This window comes from Nocardia asteroides, assembly GCA_019930625.1.
Classification (GTDB): Bacteria; Actinomycetota; Actinomycetes; order Mycobacteriales; family Mycobacteriaceae; genus Nocardia; species Nocardia sputi.
On sequence record CP082844.1, the window covers coordinates 3025003 to 3043383 of the forward strand.

The 18381-nt window shown below is 69.6% G+C and carries 16 protein-coding genes; 9 read left to right on the forward strand and 7 right to left on the reverse strand.

The window, feature by feature from the left end; translation table 11 throughout:
* Positions 1–135: 135 nt before the first annotated feature.
* From K8O92_13750 to K8O92_13765, 4 genes are all read left to right on the forward strand, one after another.
* Positions 136–510, forward strand: coding sequence for a DUF488 family protein (locus K8O92_13750; GenBank protein ID UAK34799.1), 375 nt, complete (start codon positions 136–138; stop codon positions 508–510).
* Between the two features lie 185 nt (positions 511–695).
* Positions 696–2081, forward strand: a complete 1386-nt coding sequence (locus tag K8O92_13755; GenBank protein ID UAK34800.1) for a PhoH family protein — start codon at positions 696–698, stop codon at positions 2079–2081.
* Between the two features lie 185 nt (positions 2082–2266).
* The gene (locus tag K8O92_13760; protein UAK34801.1) at positions 2267–2854 is read left to right on the forward strand and encodes an esterase; all 588 of its coding nucleotides are present in this window, start codon (positions 2267–2269) and stop codon (positions 2852–2854) included.
* 102 nt (positions 2855–2956) lie between these two features.
* Positions 2957–3814: an acyl-ACP desaturase gene (locus K8O92_13765; protein ID UAK34802.1), complete on the forward strand. Its 858-nt coding sequence runs from the start codon at positions 2957–2959 to the stop codon at positions 3812–3814.
* Positions 3815–3910: 96 nt separating this feature from the next.
* Here K8O92_13765 and K8O92_13770 read toward each other — a convergent pair whose 3' ends face one another.
* Positions 3911–5320 (reverse strand): class II fumarate hydratase, encoded by a 1410-nt coding sequence (locus K8O92_13770; GenBank protein UAK34803.1) that lies wholly within the window; start codon positions 5318–5320, stop codon positions 3911–3913.
* A 133-nt stretch (positions 5321–5453) separates the two neighbouring features.
* Positions 5454–6497 (reverse strand): class II fructose-bisphosphatase, encoded by a 1044-nt coding sequence (gene glpX, locus K8O92_13775; protein UAK34804.1) that lies wholly within the window; start codon positions 6495–6497, stop codon positions 5454–5456.
* Positions 6498–6626: 129 nt separating this feature from the next.
* Here glpX and K8O92_13780 point away from each other — a divergent pair, with 129 nt between their 5' ends.
* Positions 6627–7193 (forward strand): DUF4245 domain-containing protein, encoded by a 567-nt coding sequence (locus K8O92_13780; protein ID UAK34805.1) that lies wholly within the window; start codon positions 6627–6629, stop codon positions 7191–7193.
* A 199-nt stretch (positions 7194–7392) separates the two neighbouring features.
* Complete coding sequence (locus tag K8O92_13785) at positions 7393–7896, forward strand: GNAT family N-acetyltransferase (protein ID UAK34806.1); 504 nt, start codon at positions 7393–7395, stop codon at positions 7894–7896.
* 15 nt (positions 7897–7911) lie between these two features.
* Here the strand turns inward: K8O92_13785 and K8O92_13790 are convergent, their stop codons facing one another.
* The 4 genes from K8O92_13790 to K8O92_13805 all read right to left on the reverse strand — a co-directional run bounded on the left by K8O92_13790 (position 7912) and on the right by K8O92_13805 (position 10509).
* A complete protein-coding gene (locus K8O92_13790) occupies positions 7912–8256 on the reverse strand; it encodes a VOC family protein (protein ID UAK34807.1) in 345 nt (114 codons plus the stop codon).
* Positions 8253–8459, reverse strand: a complete 207-nt coding sequence (locus K8O92_13795) for an exodeoxyribonuclease VII small subunit (GenBank protein UAK35682.1) — start codon at positions 8457–8459, stop codon at positions 8253–8255. The genes K8O92_13790 and K8O92_13795 overlap by 4 nt, the downstream gene beginning before the upstream one ends.
* Positions 8460–8530: 71 nt before the next feature.
* Positions 8531–9739: an exodeoxyribonuclease VII large subunit gene (xseA, locus tag K8O92_13800; GenBank protein ID UAK35683.1), complete on the reverse strand. Its 1209-nt coding sequence runs from the start codon at positions 9737–9739 to the stop codon at positions 8531–8533.
* Between the two features lie 110 nt (positions 9740–9849).
* On the reverse strand, positions 9850–10509 hold the full coding sequence (locus K8O92_13805) for a lipid droplet-associated protein (GenBank protein UAK34808.1): 660 nt from the start codon (positions 10507–10509) through the stop codon (positions 9850–9852).
* A gap of 297 nt (positions 10510–10806) precedes the next feature.
* Here K8O92_13805 and K8O92_13810 point away from each other — a divergent pair, with 297 nt between their 5' ends.
* The gene (locus tag K8O92_13810) at positions 10807–11817 is read left to right on the forward strand and encodes a 4-hydroxy-3-methylbut-2-enyl diphosphate reductase (GenBank protein ID UAK34809.1); all 1011 of its coding nucleotides are present in this window, start codon (positions 10807–10809) and stop codon (positions 11815–11817) included.
* A gap of 357 nt (positions 11818–12174) precedes the next feature.
* On the opposite strand, the gene K8O92_13815 is transcribed toward K8O92_13810, so the two are convergent.
* Positions 12175–13035, reverse strand: a complete 861-nt coding sequence (locus K8O92_13815) for a hypothetical protein (protein ID UAK35684.1) — start codon at positions 13033–13035, stop codon at positions 12175–12177.
* 821 nt (positions 13036–13856) lie between these two features.
* Between K8O92_13815 and K8O92_13820 the strand changes: the two genes are divergently transcribed.
* Both K8O92_13820 and K8O92_13825 read left to right on the forward strand, forming a co-directional pair.
* Positions 13857–15032, forward strand: coding sequence for an exonuclease SbcCD subunit D (locus K8O92_13820; protein ID UAK34810.1), 1176 nt, complete (start codon positions 13857–13859; stop codon positions 15030–15032).
* 34 nt (positions 15033–15066) lie between these two features.
* Positions 15067–18249: an SMC family ATPase gene (locus K8O92_13825; protein ID UAK34811.1), complete on the forward strand. Its 3183-nt coding sequence runs from the start codon at positions 15067–15069 to the stop codon at positions 18247–18249.
* The last annotated feature ends 132 nt before the right edge of the window (positions 18250–18381 follow it).

Consider the following 18381-nt stretch of genomic DNA (forward strand, 5'->3'; position numbering starts at 1 on the left):
GGGCCACAGCGACCGTGTGGCGAAACCCGGAGCCGCTCGAAGGCCGTGCTGCGACAACTGCCATGCCATCGCAACCACCGCCCGGCCTCCGGGGTGAAACGTATCTGACGATCCGACCCGGACGACGGCACCCGGATGCCGGTCGATCGGCTCGGGCCGGCGGATGTCACCGAAGCCGTGCCGCGGGTCGATCGCTGGCCCGAGGCGCTCGCCCCGTCGACCGAGTTGCGGCGCTGGTTCCACGCCGACCGGGACGCGCGCGGCCCGCAATTCGCCCATCGATACCGCGCCGAACTGGCAGCGCTGGAGGTTCAGCAAGATTTGCGGGAATTACGCGCTCTGGCCGCCGAAGGTCCGGTCACATTGCTGACAGCCGTACAGGATCCGGTGCACAGCCATGTTCCGGGGTTGCTCGACCTGCTGGGTCGAGTGCCCGCGACGTGCTGGTTTACGACAAATTCACGGACACGCCTTTCAGTCCCTGAGCGCGGACATGGGGATCGGAGGTAGCGTCGGGTGTGCGGGCCGCGGCGGTGTGGCTCGTACGGGAGGTCCTGGCCGTGACTGAGCTACTCAGTACGAGGGGGCCGGTACCCGGCCCTCGTGGCACCTGACGGCAACGTCGGGTCCATCAGGACGGACCGGTCCAGCGAGATCGTTCGTGCGACTGCCGCACGGACACAGAGGAGCCCACCGTGACTGCTGCACGCTCCGTTTCCGCTCCGTCGGCGAACTCCAGCTCCGCGAAAGGCGGAGCCGCCGCGAAGGGGGCCCGCCCCTCGCAATTACTCGGCAAAACCTTCGTCATCGACACGTCCGTCCTGCTGTCGGATCCCTGGTCCTTCACGCGGTTCGGCGAACATGACGTGGTGTTACCCCTGGTGGTCATCAGTGAACTCGAAGCCAAAAGGCACCATCACGAGCTGGGCTGGTTCGCGCGAGAAGCGCTGCGCAACCTGGACGATCTGCGCCTGCAGTACGGCAGGCTGGATCAGCAGGTGCCGATCGGCGCCGAGGGCGGAACGTTGCAGGTGGAACTGAACCACACCGATCCCGCGGTCCTTCCGGTCGGCTTCCGCACCGACACCAACGACTCCCGAATCCTGGCATGTGCGCTCAACCTCGCGGCCGAGGGCCGCGACGTGGTGTTGGTGTCCAAGGACATTCCGCTGCGGGTCAAGGCCAGTGCGGTGGGCTTGCAAGCCGACGAGTACCACGCCCAGGACGTGGTGACCTCCGGCTGGTCCGGCATGGTGGAGCTCGATGTCAGCACCGCGCACATCGATCGGCTCTACGCGGAGTCGGTGATCGATCTGGACGAGGCGCGAGAGCTGCCCTGCCATACCGGTATTCGGTTGCTCGGAGTCAGCTCCAGCGCACTCGGCCGGGTGACCCCGGACAAGCGGGTGCAACTGGTCCGTGAACGCGAGGCATTCGGGCTGCACGGCCGTTCCGCCGAGCAGCGCATCGCGCTCGATCTGCTGCTGGACGAGAGCGTCGGCATCGTCTCCCTCGGTGGCAGGGCGGGTACCGGCAAGTCGGCGCTGGCGTTGACCGCGGGCCTGGAGGCGGTGCTGGAACGGCGGACGCAGCGCAAGGTGGTGGTCTTCCGTCCGCTGTACGCGGTCGGCGGTCAGGATCTCGGCTACCTGCCCGGCACCGAGAGCGAGAAGATGGGTCCCTGGGCGCAGGCGGTCTTCGACACCCTCGACGGGCTGGCCAGCCGGGAGGTGATGGAGGAGGTGCTCAGCCGCGACATGCTGGAGGTGTTGCCGCTGACCCACATTCGCGGGCGGTCGCTGCACGACTCCTTCGTGATCGTGGACGAAGCCCAGTCGCTGGAGCGCAATGTGCTGCTCACGGTGCTCAGCAGGCTGGGAACCGGCTCACGGGTGGTGCTCACCCACGACGTGGCCCAGCGGGACAATTTGCGCGTCGGAAGGCACGACGGTGTCGCGGCGGTGGTCGAGAAACTCAAAGGCCACCCGTTGTTCGCGCACATCACGCTGACCCGTAGCGAGCGCTCGCCGATCGCGGCGTTGGTCACCGAGATGCTGGAGGAATACGGCCCCAACGCCTGATCCTCCAGCGCCGTTCGGCGGTGTGTTTCACAGCACATCCGGCGGGTATCATCCGCCGCGATAGCTGTTCGGTATGACCCGGTGACCCTCGTCGATCACCGGGTCATTGCCTGACAATCGGCCGAGGCTACGCGCGATGTCACGGAGTCCGTGGTGTGCCGGTAGCCCACAGCGAGAGGATGGACATGCACCACTTCGCTCGACGAACGGCTGGATTCACCGCAGTGCTCGCCGCCGCTGGGCTGGCCTTGGCCGGGTGCGGCGACGATGACGACTCCGACCCCGGCGCCACCATGACCGGCATGATGACGAGCATCATGACCACGATCGCGAGCCCGACCACCACCGCGGCCGACGACGACACCACCACCACCGAGGGCGGCGCCACGGGCACGACGGCCCCGGCGGCCGGGGGGACCAGGATCGCCACTCCGGGCGGCGAGATCGCCGTCGACGGCGACATCTACGAGAAGTACGTGGAGCTCGGCGGCCCGACCGGCACACTCGGCCTCCCGCTGGAAGCGGAGGAGCAAGGCCCCGACGACGGCGAGTACCAGGACTTCGCCGGCGGCACGATCTACGAGGCCAAGGAGGGCGAACCCCATGTCGTCTGGGGCGAGATCCGCAAGGCGTGGGAAGAGAACGGCGGCGCGCAGGGGCCCCTCGGCTACCCGGTCAGCGACGAGAAGGACATCCCCGGTGGCAAGCAGAGCGATTTCACCGGCGGCACCATCACCTGGGTGAACGGTACTATCACCGTCACGCCGAAGTAACGACCAGGTATTCGGCGTCCGGGGCCGCCCGCGTGGCCCCGGTAGCCTGCCCATTCCACCCATCCGCCCCCGCTTCGCGGGCCAAGCCGCTAGGTTATCTCGGTGCAAACTCTCCTGACCGATCGCGAACTGCTCGAATCGCTCGCGGTGGACGTAGAACTGCTGCTGCGCAAGCACGTCGATGTCGCCGACGGGTGGCAGCCACACGACCTCGTGCCGTGGGACGACGGGCGCAACTTCGCCTTCCTCGGCGGTACCGACTGGACGCCGGACCAGTCCGAACTCGGTGAAACCGCCAAACTGGCGTTGACCGTCTCGGTGCTGATCGCCGACAACCTGCCCTCGTATCACCGCGAGATCGGCAAGTACCTGCGCACCGGCGCGTGGTGGCGCTGGGTCGGCCGCTGGACGGCCGAGGAGAACCGCCACGAGATCACGATCCGCAACTACCTCATGGTCACCAGGGCCGTCGACCCGGTGGAACTGGAGCGGTTGCGGATGGAGCACATGACCAAGGGCTTCCGCCGCCCGGCGATGCACCTGCTCGATGTGCTGGCCAACTGCGCGTTCGAGGAGTCCGCCAGCGCCGTGCGGCACCGCAACATCGCGGCGCTCGGCGAGAACCCCCTGGTCACCGCCATCGCCGAGCGCATCGCGCTGGACGACGAACTGCAGTCGGTGTTCTTCGCCGACCTGATTTCCGCCGCTCTCGATCTGGTGCCGGACCAGGCCGTGCGGGCCATCGCCGACCGGATCGCCGGTTTCGAGGTCCCGACAGTGACGCTTTCCGACGGCCGCGACAGCGACGAGGTGCTGGCCGAGGCGGGCGTCTACGACCGCGCCAAGGAGGGAGAGCTGGTCTTCGCTCCGTTGCTGCGTCGTTGGAACATCTTCACGCGCACGGATTTCGGTCCGGATGGCGAACTGGCGCGCGACGAGCTCTCGCACCTGCGGGACTGAACCGCCGCCTCCGGATCACGGTCCGGCGAACGCCACCTCGGTAGCCCGACGGCTACGGAGGTGGCGTTCGTTCTGTCGCGGCTCGGTCGGCCCTCGTCAGTCCTGTTCTTTCACCTTCGCCATGGCGAGCACGTCGAGGCGGCGGTCGAGCTCCTCCTCGGTCAGTTTCTCGTTCAGCAGACCGCGATCGATGACGGTCTGGCGAATGGTCTTCTTCTCCTTCAACGCTTCCTTCGCGACCGCGGCCGCCTCCTCGTAGCCGATGGCCGAATTCAGCGGTGTCACGATCGAGGGGGAGGACTCGGCAAGTGTGCGCAGGTGCTCGACGTTGGCGACCAGGCCGCGCACGCACTTGTCGGCGAACAGGCGAGAGACGTTGGCCAGCAGGCGGATCGACTCCAGCAAGTTGCGCGCCATCACCGGGATGTAAACGTTCAATTCGAAAGCGCCGTTCGCGCCGGCGAAGGCCACCGCGGCGTCGTTGCCGAGCACCTGCGCGCCGACCTGGGTGACCGCTTCGGGCAGTACCGGATTCACCTTGCCGGGCATGATCGAGCTGCCCGGCTGCAGATCCGGCAGCTGGATCTCGGCCAGACCTGTCAGCGGGCCCGAGCCCATCCTGCGAATGTCGTTGGCGATCTTGGTCAGGCTCACCGCGATCGTGCGGAGCGCGCCGGAGGCCTCCACCAGACCGTCGCGCGCGGCCTGTGCCTCGAAGTGGTCCTCGGCCTCACGCAACGCGTCGATGCCGGTCGCGCGCACCAGCTCGGCGACGACCTTCGCGCCGAAACCTTCCGGCGCGTTCAGCCCGGTGCCGACCGCCGTTCCGCCGATCGGCAGTTCGCCGAGCCGCGGCAGTGTCGCCATGATGCGGTCGATGCCCGCCGCGACCTGACGGGTGTAGCCGCCGAACTCCTGGCCGAGGGTCACCGGGACGGCGTCCATGAGATGGGTGCGGCCGGACTTCACTACCGTGCGCCATTCGGTCGACTTGTCCAGCAGCGCCAGCCGCAGATGCTCCAGCGCGGGAACCAGATCGGTGATGACCGCTTCGGTCGCGGCGAGATGCGTTGCCGTGGGAAAAGTGTCGTTGGACGACTGCGACATGTTCACGTCGTCGTTCGGATGGACCGTGACGCCCTTCGCTTCGGCCAGCGAGGCGATCACCTCGTTGGCGTTCATGTTCGAGCTGGTGCCGGAACCGGTTTGGAAGACGTCGATCGGGAACTGATCGTCGTGCTTGCCTTCCGCGATCTCGTTCGCCGCGGCGACAATGGCATCGGCCTTCTCCGGATCGAGCAGACCCAGGTCGCGGTTCACCGTGGCACACGCGGCCTTCAGCAGGCCGAGCGCGCGAATCTGCGCGCGCTCCAAGCCGCGTCCGCTGATCGGGAAGTTCTCCACGGCCCGCTGGGTCTGCGCCCGCCACAGAGCGTCCACCGGAACCCGGACCTCGCCCATGGTGTCGTGCTCGATGCGGTACTGCGTCTCCGTCTCCTCGGTCATGCTTTCGACCCTATGCCGCGGCCGCCTGCCATGGGGCTGCCACGCCTGAGGTCATTCGCACACGCCGACACGCCGCATCCGGGAATACGAAACGACAAGACGGGTGCCCTCGCGACGAAGTCGCGGCCAGAAGTCACGGCAGCGGCGGGACCGCGTGTTCGTCGCCGATGAAGTCGACCGAGGAGTATTCGCGCAGCTTGGTCAGGCGGTGGTAGGCGTCGATCATGCGGACCGTGCCGGACTTCGAGCGCATGACGATCGAGTGGGTCGACGCGCCGCCGCCGTAGTAGCGCACGCCGCGCAGCAGGTCGCCGTCGGTGACGCCGGTGGCGCAGAAGAAGACGTTGTCACCGGAGACCAGGTCTTCGGTGGTCAGGACGCGGTCGAGGTCGTGGCCCGCGTCGATGGCCTTCTGCCGTTCCTCGTCGTCCTTCGGCGCGAGCATGCCCTGTAGTTCGCCGCCCATACAGCGCATCGCGGCGGCGGCGATGATGCCCTCGGGGGTGCCGCCGATGCCGACCAGGATGTCGGTGCCGGAGTCGGGGCGGGCCGCGGCGATCGCGCCCGCGACGTCGCCGTCGGAGATCAGGCGGATGCGGGCGCCCGCGTCGCGCACCTGCTGGATCAGTTCGGCGTGCCGGGGACGGTCCAGGATGCAGACGGTCAGGTCGGACTTCGACAAGTTCTTGGCCTTGGCGACCCGGCTGATGTTCTCGCCGATGGGGGCCGAGATATCGATCACGTCGGCGGCGTCGGGGCCGACGGCGATCTTGTGCATGTAGAACACCGCGGACGGGTCGAACATGGCGCCGCGCTCGGCGACGGCCAGCACCGAGATCGCGCCGGGCACGCCCTTGGACATCAGCGTGGTGCCGTCGATCGGGTCGACCGCGAAGTCCACTTCAGGACCGGTGCCGTCGCCCACGGCCTCGCCGTTGTACAGCATGGGCGCTTCGTCCTTCTCGCCCTCGCCGATGACGACGATGCCGCGCATGGACACCGAGCTGACCAGCTGCCGCATGGCGTCGACGGCGGCTCCGTCGCCCCCCTCCTTGTCGCCGCGTCCGACCCACCGGCCCGCGGCCATCGCCCCGGCCTCGGTCACGCGGACCAGCTCGAGTGCGAGGTTGCGGTCGGGCGCCTCGCGGCGGCTAGGTGTGGGAGAAGTTGCCGTCATTGCGGGGTGCCTCCTGTGCGTCGGTACGTACCGGTCGATTGTCTCATTCGGTCTGGCACGGGCGTACACCCCTGCTGCGCGGGTCGGGGTGGGCGGGGCGGCATCGCCGCGCGAGTGGATACTGGGAGCGTGTCGTACCAAAAGCCGCGCATCTTGAACGACTACCGGGATCTGTTCTGGTCGTTGATCCCGTTGGTGCTGATCGCGCTGGTGTTCGCGGGCCTGGCCAGCCAGTGCAGTTTCGCCGCGAACGGTCCGACGCAGGGGCAGATCCCCCATTTCGACGTCGAAGCGGCGCTAACCGCCGACGCTCGTTCCTTGCCGTTCCCGATCCGGAACCCCGCTCTGCCCGCTGATTGGACGCCCAATTCCGGCAGCCGTGAATCCATCGGCGGCACCGGCGGCGGATCGGTCAGCACGGTCGGCTACATCACGCCGCAGGGCACCTACATGCGATTCACCCAGAGCAACGCGACCGAGGAGGCGCTGGCCCGGTTCGTGCTCGGGTCCCGGTATGCCAGCGGCGCCGAGCAGGTGGGGGCGCAGAAGTGGATCGTCTACGCCGAGCAGGGGTCGGAGACGGCGTGGATCACCGACCTCGGCCAGTCCCGCGTACTGATCACCGGTGCGGGCGACCAGGCGGCGTTCACCACGCTCGCCCAGGCGATCACGGCGGCGCAGCCGCTGCAACGCTGACCCGCCCCTTGCTGTCGGCCGCGCGCGACCGCTAGGGTTTGCCGCGGTACGTGGCACGTGCCGAACCGGATCTCGGAGGTCGATGAATATGGCTGTCAACAGCCGTTCTTCGCATGCCCTTCGCCGGTTCGCGCGCCACTGATTCTCCGCATACACCTCGACGCGGACCGGTCTTTTCTTCGATGACCAGGAGTGTCACGTGTCTGCTCTCATTTCCCCCGACCTGCGCACCGAACGCCTGATCCTGCGGTCGTGGACCGCCGACGAGGCCGCCGCCGTGCTCGACGACCGGCGTCGGCCCGCGTGGTCGGCGGACTTTCCCGCCGAAGGAGATCGCGTCATCGCGGAGTTGTTCGCCGCGAACCCGGACTGGCTCGGCCCGTTCGGCCACCGCCTGATCGTCGAGCGATCGAGTGGACTCGTCGTCGGATCGATCGGGCTTTTCTGGCCGCCCTCCGACGGAGAGCTGGAGATCGGGTACGGCGTCGTCGCCTCGCGTCGCGCTCGTGGCTACGCCACCGAGGCCACCGTCGCCTTGACGGCGCACGCGTTCACCGCGCCCGGCGTCCGCGTGGTGCGCGCCGATGCGGAACTGTCCAATCCGTCGTCGGTGCGTGTGCTGGAGAAGGCCGGATTCCAGCGGCTGAGCAGCGCGGGCGGCGTCGCGCGATTCCGCGCCGTGGCCGCGCCGCGCCAGGAATGACCGAGCGGGCTGTCGTCAGTGGTGGCTCACCACGTTGACGACGGTTCCGCTCGGGTCACGGACGAAGAAGCGGCGCACGCCCCAGGGCTCGTCGCGCAAGGGATAGACGACGTCGGCGCCCGCGGCGGTCACCGCCGCGTGTACGGCGTCGACGTCGTCTACCTCCACACTCATGTCGGGCTGGAGCTGTCCGGCTTCCGGGCCGACGAGCAGCACCTGGGCGGTCGGGTTGGACGGGGAGGCCATAGTCACGACCCAGCCGAGGTCCATCGCTTCGCGGAAGCCGAGCAGCCGGTAGAACTCGCGACTGGCGGCCAGGTCGGTGGTGCGGACGTCCGGCGTGGCGCGGCGGATGGTCATTCCCGCTGTTCCAGGTCGGTGCGGTGCAGTGCGTCCTCGACGCGCTTGCGCGCCCCTGCCAGATGTTCTTCGCAGCGGTTGGCCAGCGCCTCACCGCGTTCCCACAGTGCGAGGGACTCGTCGAGGTCGAGGCCGCCTTGTTCGAGGATCTTGACGACGTTGACCAGTTCGTCGCGCGCGCGTTCGTAGCCGAAACCGGCGATCTCGGCCGAATCGTCGGCCGGGTCGGCTCCCGCCCCGTTCTTCCCCGCGGACTTGCCGGATTCGGCCAAGGTCAGTTCCTCCCGGTGTCGGTGTGCTTCGCGCCGAGCGCCTGAGTGCCGAGCGCGGCGGCCGTGACGGCGCCGTCGGCGACCCGGATGCGCAGCTGGCTGCCGGCCGGCGCGTCCTCGATCGAGCGCACCACCTCCCGTTCCCGGCCGGTGACGCGCTGTACGACAGCGTAACCACGGGCCAGTGTGGCGGCCGGGCCCACGGCGGTGAGTTTCTCGCGCAGATGCCGGGTGGCCGTGGATTCGGTTCGGAGGAGTTGCTCGACGAAGCGGCGCGCGGCGGCGCGCAGGCGTTCGACCTCTTCCTGGCGGCGATCGATCTCGCGCAGCGGGTCGGCCAGCACGGGCCGCGACCGCCGCTGGGCCAGCGCCCTGGTCTCCCGGTCGACCCAGCCGCGCAGCGCGGCGGCGCTGCGTTCCCGCAGCTCACGGATGCAGGCCAGTTCGGCGGCGGCGTCGGGGACGATCCGCTTGGCGGCATCGGTGGGGGTCGCCGCGCGCAGGTCCGCGACCAGGTCGCTGAGGGGGTTGTCCGGTTCGTGGCCGATCGCGCTGACGATCGGCGTGGTCGCGGCCACGATCGCGCGGCACAGCGCCTCGTCGGAGAAGGGCAGCAGGTCTTCCACGCTGCCGCCGCCGCGCGCGAGGACGATCACCTCGACAGCCGGGTGACGATCGAGCTCGGCCAGCGCCGTGAGCATCTGCGACACCGCCGTCGGCCCCTGCACGGCTGTGTTGCGGATTTCGAAACGCACCGCGGGCCAGCGATTGCGGGCGACGCTCAGCACGTCGCGCTCCGCGGCGCTGGCGCGGCCGGTGATCAAGCCGATCGTTCCGGGCAGGAAGGGGATCGGGCGTTTGAGCCGGGGATCGAACAGGCCCTCGGCCGCCAGCAGCGCCTTCAACCGTTCGATGCGGGCCAGGAGTTCGCCGATGCCGACCGGCCGGATCTCCAGCACGCGCAACGAGATCGTGCCGCGCCCGGTGAAGAACGAGAGCTTGCCGTAGACGACCACCCGGCTGCCCTCTTGCAAGGGAACGGGGGAGCTGCGGATGAGGTCCGGGTCGCAGGTCACCGACAGCGACATGTCGGCCGATGGGTCGCGCAGCACCAGGAACGCGGTGCGGGTGCCCGGACGGAGATTGATCTGGGTGATCTGACCCTCTACCCAGATGCTGCCGAGCCGGTCGATCCACTGGGCGACCTTCATGGACACCGAGCGCACCGGCCAGGGGTGCGCGGCGGAATTGGCCGGCGCGGCGGCGGAGTGGCCGGAGGTGTCCCGGCCGGCCGTCGGCGACGAAGGTGTCCGGGGTTCGGTCACTGGGCCTGCACGGTGGCGATCCGGTTCGTCAGCATGGTCACGAACGGCGCCCTGGCCCGGGTGTGCTGCTCGTACTCCAGCAGCGCGGTGAGGTCTTCGACTGTCAGCAGGCGCAGCCGGGCACGCAGCTGGGCCAGGGTCATGGTGGCGTAGTCGTAGCGGATGGCGACTTCCGGTTCGGTGATCCGGGGCGCTTCCGCGACCGGGTCGAGCTCCGATTCCGGATCGGTCGGCTCCGGTTCTTCGGCCGGTTGTTCGGCGATCGTCGGCGCGGCGGCGTGGCCGTTGGTCTCGCCCGCGCGGGCGTCGTCCGCTGGGAAGGATTCGGGCGAGCGGAACGGCTCCGGATCGTCGGCGGTGTAGAGATCGAATCGACTGCTGCGAAGCGGAGCGGGGCTCGGCTCGTCGGCGAGGTCCTCCTCGAAGGTGGCCCACTCCGGCTGCTCGACCGGGCGGTTGGCCCAACGGTCGAATACCGCGTCGCCTTTCAGGGCCAGACTGGTCACGAACTGCTGGACGTGCATAGTCGTCTGCAGCATCTGACTTATGGCCGTGATCGGGAGATTCATTGCCGCCGTGGGTAACCGGCGGGATTCCTCGAGGGCGTATACGGCGGCCCCGGCGGCGACCCGGGCCAGAAAGGGTGGTCGAAACATGGTCCTAGCCTGCCCGAAATGGTGTGCTATGCAAAGGAGGGGTGGGCGCGGTTCGGATATTCGCCCGCAACGGCGCGCGGCCGATCGGCGGGAATTGCGCGACGCTGTGCTCATAAAGCGGAGAATAAACCCAGGTCTCGGCGGGAGTGTCCGCCGAGAGTCACCGCGGCTTGTCGCCGGCTCCGCTGTGACGGCCTTGCGCCGCAGTTCGCGACCCGTCCTCCGCGGATACCGGCGGGAATGTGACGGACAACTCCCGGACGTGGCAGGGTCCCGGGCCGCACGTATCCTGTGGGCATGTCTTCGGCCATTCCCTTGAACGTCGGAATCGCCCGCTCGGCAGGCGCCGCAAACGCCGTTGCCGACGGCGGGAAACGCGTGCTGCTCGCGGAACCGCGGGGGTACTGCGCCGGCGTGGACCGCGCGGTCGAAACCGTCGAGAAGGCGCTGGACAAACACGGCGCGCCCATCTACGTGCGCAAGGAGATCGTGCACAACCGGCACGTCGTGGAGACGCTGCGCGAACGCGGCGTGGTCTTCGTCGACGAGACCGACGAGGTCCCCGAGGGCGCGGTCGTCGTGTTCTCCGCGCACGGCGTGTCGCCCGCGGTGCACGCCTCGGCCGCCGAGCGCAATCTGCACACCATCGACGCCACCTGCCCGCTGGTGACCAAGGTCCACCAGGAGGCCAAGCGGTTCGCCCGCGACGACTACGACATCCTCCTGATCGGTCACGAGGGTCACGAGGAGGTCGAGGGCACCGCCGGTGAGGCGCCCGAGCACGTCCAGCTGGTCGACGGTCCCGACGCGGTGGACAACGTCAGCGTGCGCGACGAGTCGAAGGTGATCTGGCTCTCGCAGACCACGCTGAGCGTGGACGAGACGATGGAGACGGTGCAGCGGCTGCGCAAGCGCTTCCCCGGCCTGCAGGACCCGCCGAGCGACGACATCTGCTACGCCACGCAGAACCGCCAGGTGGCGGTGAAGGCGATGGCGCCGGAATGCGACCTGGTGATCGTGGTCGGCTCGCGCAACTCGTCGAACTCGGTGCGATTGGTCGAGGTGGCCCTCGGCGCGGGCGCCAAATCGGCGTATCTGGTGGACTTCGCTCGCGAGGTCGACCCGGCCTGGCTCGAAGGTGTCCGCACGATCGGCATCACCTCGGGTGCCTCGGTCCCCGACATCCTGGTCCGCGGCGTCCTGGACATGCTGGCCGAGCACGGCTACGGCGACGTCCAGCCGGTCACCACGGCCAACGAAACCCTCGTCTTCGCGCTGCCCCGGGAACTGCGCGACGCCCGTCGCTGACGGACGCCGAGCCCGCTCAGATCGCGAGAATGTACGGGATGGGCGTCCCACTCGACGCGCGAGTCGCGTGGTCACCACAACGCTGATCGCCCTCGCGGACCGCGAGGGAAAACCTTCGCGGGAATCGCTCGAATCGTCCGCTGACCACGGCACAGCGTTATGCGCGCCATTTCCGGGGTGGTTGCCGACATTCCCGTGCGGCTCGGTACACCGGCGAAGACTGAGCCTTCGCGCCGAATCGCATCGCCGTATCTCAGTGCGGTGGCCACCGATCCGGTCGGCATGTTGCTGGCACCCGGCACTCGGAGTTCGCCGCGGAGACCGACTTCGGGAAACCGGCTGAGCGGCGAACTCGTTCTACAGATTCTCCGGCCTGCGCCGTTCCGTGCGGCCCGAGTCGCGGTAGCGCACATTGGGCTGAGGATGCGGCGGCACTTCGCGACGGCGGCCCGCACCGCGCGGTGGTTCGCCTTCCGGACGGGGCATTGCCGCGGTGGGGCGGGTGGCGCCCCGGGCAGGAGCCCGGCCTTCGCGCGGACGAGACGGTGCGACGCGCGGCGGGGTGTCGGCGACCTGCGCCGCAGGCCGGCGCGCCGGCCGCGGGGCGGGCTCGTCCGACTCGTCCACCTCGAGTTCGTCGGGCTCCTTCTTCGGGCGGCGGGCTTTGCGGCGCGCCGGGTCCGAGACGCCGCCGGAGGAACGGGCGGGTCTGCTCTTCTTCGCCGACGACTTGCCCCAGCTCTCGCCGCGGCGGGCCGAGAGCGGCCGTGCGTCCTGCTCCTCGCGGCGATGCAAGTAGATCCGGGCGCCGCCGATCAGCAGGACGACGACCGTGGCGAGCATCATCGTCGGAAAACGGTTCACCAGCGGGATCGCCAAATTGAGCAGGATGTCCTTCAAAGAGGTCGATCCACGGCCGGTGAGATGCTGATAGGCCAGCGGGACGGCGACGAAGAGCAGCAGTGGCGGCAGCACCATCGTGCTGAACAAGCCGCGGTAGCGCACGGCGGCGACGGCCGCCACACACCCCAGCACGTACAGCGCGGCGAACGTGCCGGTCAGCTCGGCGCTGCCGCCGCTGGCATCGATCAGAAACCCCAGAAACGTGCAGGCAACCGCGATCAGGATCGCCGCGCCGACCGGGATTCCCGGCACCGACGGCAGGATCGAGCGTTGCGGCGCGGGCACCCGGGATCGCACACGTTCGGAAGCAGCCACGATATGCACACTAGTTGCCGCCGCGCTCGGCGGCGTGGCGGCACGGCCATTGTCCCGGTTACTCGACCGCCTCGGCGAAGCCCACGCGCGCGGCCGGGAATCCACGCGCGCGATCGCGTGCACGCCCTGGTCGGCTATTTCCAGATCGTCCAGGGGTTGGTCGGCATGCGCGCAGGTGTTCGGCGTACCTGGTGAGCTGCTCGGCTCGTACGTCGGGGTCCACGGCGCCGCAGGCGTCCAGGTAGGAGGCGAACGGCGCCCGAGCTGGATCTCGCCCCACCGCCCCGGTCCTGGGGCGCACGCAGCCCGGACCAGCTGACCGATCTGCTCGGTGAGCAGGTGGGAGATGCGCTGCATGCTCGCGACTGTCGCAGCAACCGTTCGTTGTCCGCGGCCGCCGCGAGCTGTGTATCCGCCACCGCGGCGCGATGCCCGGCCCGCGCGGCACGGCTCATCCGGCCGAGGCCGCAACCCGCGGCGAACACCGGCGTCGGTGCGACGAGCATCGGGGCGGTCATGGCGCAGATAGTGCCGTAGGTCACCGACAAGAACGAGCACGGAGCGACTATTCGGCATCGCGTCGGCAACAGGCTTGCCGGCGCGCCGCCGTCCGGTCCGCACACCGTGCGGGATGCCGACAGCCGGAAGCTCCCGCGTCGGAATGCACGGGAGGCAAAGGCATGTGCGGCGATCGGCCTCGTGGCGCATTCCGCCCCTGATCCGAAGCCGGTGGCGGACACGCCGGGCCTCGGCTGGGCAAACCGGACACAGCGGGCGTGGCGATTGGAGTCTGTCGGTGCCTTGGCCTACGGTTTCGCGGCATGCGGATGCTGCACACCTCGGACTGGCACATCGGGCGCACGTTCCACGGGGTCGATCTGCTTGCCGACCAGGCTCGTTCACTGACCGCCATCGCGGAATTGGTGGCCGAGGAGTCGGTCGAGGTGGTGGTCCTGCCCGGCGACGTGTACGACCGGTCGATTCCGAGCGCCGACGCGATCGCGGTGTGCAACCAGGGATTCGAGGCCATTCGGGCGGCGGGTGCGCAGATCGTGGCCACCTCGGGCAACCACGATTCCCCCGCCCGGCTGGGGGCGGGCGCGAGTTTCGCCGCGGCGGGCGGGTTGCATCTGCGTACCACGGTCGCCGACGCCGATCGCCCCGTCCTGCTGGAGGACGAGCACGGGCCGGTGGCGTTCTATGGCATCCCGTACCTGGAACCGGAGATCACCCGCGCCGAACTCGATGTGCCGCAAGCTCGCTCGCACGCCGAGATCCTGGACGCGGCGATGGCCCGGGTGCGTGCCGACATCGAACGGCGACCTGGTGCGCGAACGGTCGTGCTCGCGCACGCCTTCGTGGTCGGCGGGGAGGCCACCGGCTCGGAGCGCTCGATCTCGGTCGGCGGCGTGGAGACGGTGCCGCTGGCCGCCTTCGACGGCATCGACTACGTGGCCCTCGGCCACCTGCATTCGCCGCAGACGCTGGCGGAGTCGGTCCGCTACTCCGGCTCGCCGTTGCCGTACTCGTTCGGCGAGAACGCGCATCGCAAAGCGGTGTGGATCGTCGATCTGGACGCGGCCGGCCTCCAGGCGGTGCGCCGCCGGGACCTGCCGACGGTCCGCGGCCTGAGCAAGCTGACCGGCACCCTGGACGAGTTGCTGTTCGGCGCGCAGCACACCGCGGCCGAACAGCATTACGTGTCCGCCGTGCTCACCGACGACGCCCGCCCGGTCGACGCCATGCGCAAGCTGCGCGAACGGTTCCCTTACGCGGTGCACGTCGAATGGGCTCGGCCCGAGGGGAACCCGGAACTGCGCTACCGTGAGCGGGTGCACGGCCGACGCGACATCGAAGTAGCCCGGAGCTTCCTCTCCGACGTCCGCGGTACGCCCAGCTCGGGCGAGATGACCTGGCTGGAGCGGGCGTTGTCGGCCGCCGTCGCGGAGCCGGAGCAGGCGGCGACGGTGCGCGCCGCCGAGGAACTGTCCGCATGAGCGCGCTGCCGAGGCCGGGCGCGGGCGCGGCGGCATGAGACTGCACAAGCTCCAGATGACCGCGTTCGGCCCGTTCGCCGACACCACGGTCGTCGACTTCGACGCGCTCGGCGCCGACGGATTGTTCTTGCTGCACGGCCAGACCGGAGCGGGCAAGACCACGGTGCTGGACGCGATCGCGTTCGCGCTCTACGGCAGAGTTCCCGGCGCGCGCGGGGAGAGCAAGCGCCTGCACTCCGATCACGCCCCGGAGCAGACGCCACCGCGGGTGGTGCTGGAGGCGACCCTGGGCGGGCGGCGGCTACGTCTCACCCGCAGCCCCGAGTTCCAGCGTCCCAAGCGAGACGGCACCGGCCTGCGCACCATCAACGCGAAGGCGACACTGACCTGGCTGGACGGCACTGGGGAAAACCTCTCTCGGATACCCGATATCGGCGACGAGGTATTGCGCCTGCTCGGTATGAGTGCCGACCAGTTCTTCCAAGTGGTGCTATTGCCACAAGGCGATTTCGCCCGCTTCTTGCGGGCGGACAACGAAGATCGGGAGAAACTGCTCGAAAAGCTCTTCGACACCAAGCGTTTCGGCACTGCGGAGCAGTGGCTCGCCGAGAAACGCCGCGCCGCCGAAGCGGATCTGGATGCTCGTACCGACGGTGTCAAGCGACTGATCACCCAGGTCGGCATGGCCGCCGGGGTGCCGGATTCGGTCGGTCCGGCGGAGTGCGTCGGTTGGTCGCAGGATCTGCTCTCGGCCGCACGCGCCGATCTGGCTGCCGCCGTCACGGAACTCGAACGTTGCCAGCAGGACGCGACGAGAGCGCGGGCACAGGCCGAACAGCATCGTAGGCTGCACGAGCTGCGCCGCCGCACGGCCGCGGCGCGGGCACAGCTGGACGACTACGCCGCGGGCGCCGAGCGGCGGGCCGCGTTGCACGCCGAACTCGAAGCGGCCCGCCGCGCCGAGCCGGTCGCCGTCGCGATCGACGAAGCGCGTTCGGCGGTGCGCGTCCAGCGGCAGCGCGAGAGCGAAGAGCGCGAATCGGCCCGACGACTGGCGGCCCGGCTCCTGGAACCGGCGGGCGTCGACCTCGGTGGCGCCGAACTGGTCGATTCCGACGGCGAGCAGGTGCGCGAGGACGCCGACATCGACGCGGCGATCCAGCGTTGGAGCGGGCAGATCGGCGCACTGGACGAAGTGCGGGCCGACGCCGAGGCCGCCACGCGGCTCGGCGGCGAACTCGACGCTCTGCGCGCCGAGGACGCGACGCTGGCCCGGCGCGTCGCCGAACTCGCCGCGCGGCGCGAGCTGTTGCCGGCCGCGCTCACCGCGGCCGAGACAAGGCTGCGCGAAGCCACCGAAGCAGTCGCGGCGCTGCCCGGGATCACCACGGAAACCGAGCGGCTGCAGGCCGCCGCCACGGCCGCGGTGGATCTGGCCACTCGCCGCACCGCGCTCGATCACGCCCGCGTCGAGTTCGACGCCGCCCGCACCGCGCACCTCGATGCGAAGGAATTCGTACTGGATCTGCGCGAGCGCAGGCTGAGCGGGATGGCCGCCGAACTGGCGGGCGCGCTGGTCGACGGAAGTCCGTGCGCGGTTTGCGGTTCCGCGGAGCATCCGGCACCCGCCCGGCCCACTGATACCGCGGTGTCCGAAGACGAGGAGGAGGCCGCCGTGGCGGCCGAGCGCGCCGCGGAGGACACCCGCGACCGCGCGCTGGCCCGCATCGCCGGGCTCGAGCGTGAGATCGAAGCGCTCGTCGCTCGCGGCGGCGACACCGACCGCGTCGAACTCGCCGCGGCTCTGCGCGCCGCGACCGACCGCTACGAGGACACGTCCGAACTGGCCGCCAACGCCGACGGACTGGAAGCCGAACTCGCCGGGTTGCGCGAAGACTTGGCCCGCCTGCACGACGAGCTGAGCGCATCCGAAGCCCGTCGCAGCGCGGTGACCGCCACCGTCGTCTCCGCCGAGGCACGGCTCGCCGAGTTCTCCGAACGGCTGCGCACCGCGGCCGGCGCCGACGAGACGATCGAGCGTCGCCGGTCCCGCCTCGCCGCCCTCGTCGCCGAGGCGACTGCCCTGCGCGCTGCCCGGTCCGAAGCGGTCGCCGCGCGTGAGCAGGTGTCGCTGATCACCGACCGGGTCGAAAACCTCGCTCGCGCCGCTGGATTCATTTCAGAAGGAGGGTTCGGCGACGCGTCGTCCGCCGCGACCGAAGTTGCGACCCCACCCAGCGCCGATTCGGTTCCGTCCTCGGAAGCCACTGCTTCCGTATCCGCTGGTGCGGTCGAACCGGTGCGTCGCGGCGCCGACGGTCATCTCACCGCCCGAGACGACGTCGCGCTCTTGACCGCCTACGCGAAGGTCGTCGCCGCCGCGTCCCGCGGCCCGCAGCGGCAGGCCGAGATCGAAGCCGAACTCGTGGCGGCCGACCGCGCCCGCGCCGCGGCGGAAGCCGTCTTGGCCGAACCGGAGATCCAGGCGGCGGCCGAGCAAGAGCCCGGCGACTTGGCCGAGCTCGACGCACTGGTGACCGCCGCGCAGACCGCTCTCAACGCGGCGGTGGCCGCCCACGCGGAAGCGAGCAGGCGGGCAAGCCAGCTGGAGGACCTCGGTGGACAGCTCTGGGCCGCTGTGGATCGGATCGCCCCGGCGCAACGAGCGTTCGAGGAGCTGGACGGGCTCGCCGACGTCGTCGCCGGGCGCGGTGCGAACAACCGCCGCATGTCCCTGCACTCGTATGTCCTGGCCGCCCGCCTGGAAGAGGTGGCACAGGCCGGTTCGCTGCGATTGCGCAGAATGTCCGGCGGCCGGTACGAATTCGTCCACTCGGACAAGGCCGGGCCGCGCGGTCGCCGAGGCGGGCTCGGCCTCGACATCCGGGACGACTACACCGGAGCCATCCGCCCGGCCAAGACGCTCTCCGGCGGCGAGACCTTCATGGCCTCACTGTCGTTGGCGCTAGGGCTGGCCGACACCGTGGCGGCCGAATCCGGCGGCCTGGTGCTGGACACACTCTTCATCGATGAGGGCTTCGGCGGCTTGGACGCCGACACCCTGGACGCTGTGATGGGTGTGCTGGACGAACTCCGCACAGGCGGCCGGGTGGTGGGCGTGGTCAGCCACGTGGACGAGATGCGCCAACGCATTCCCAGCCGCCTGCATGTCCTGCGTGGCCGCACCGGATCCCACCTCCAGGCGACCATCGCCTGATCGCGCCGCGCGGTGACCGCACCCGCATCGCCGGCTTGTTCATGCTGATGGCGGGCCGGAGCACACCCGGACCTGCTCGACAAGGTTCCTCTGCCTCGCACCGACGCCGACGGCTCGGTATCGTCCCGGCCG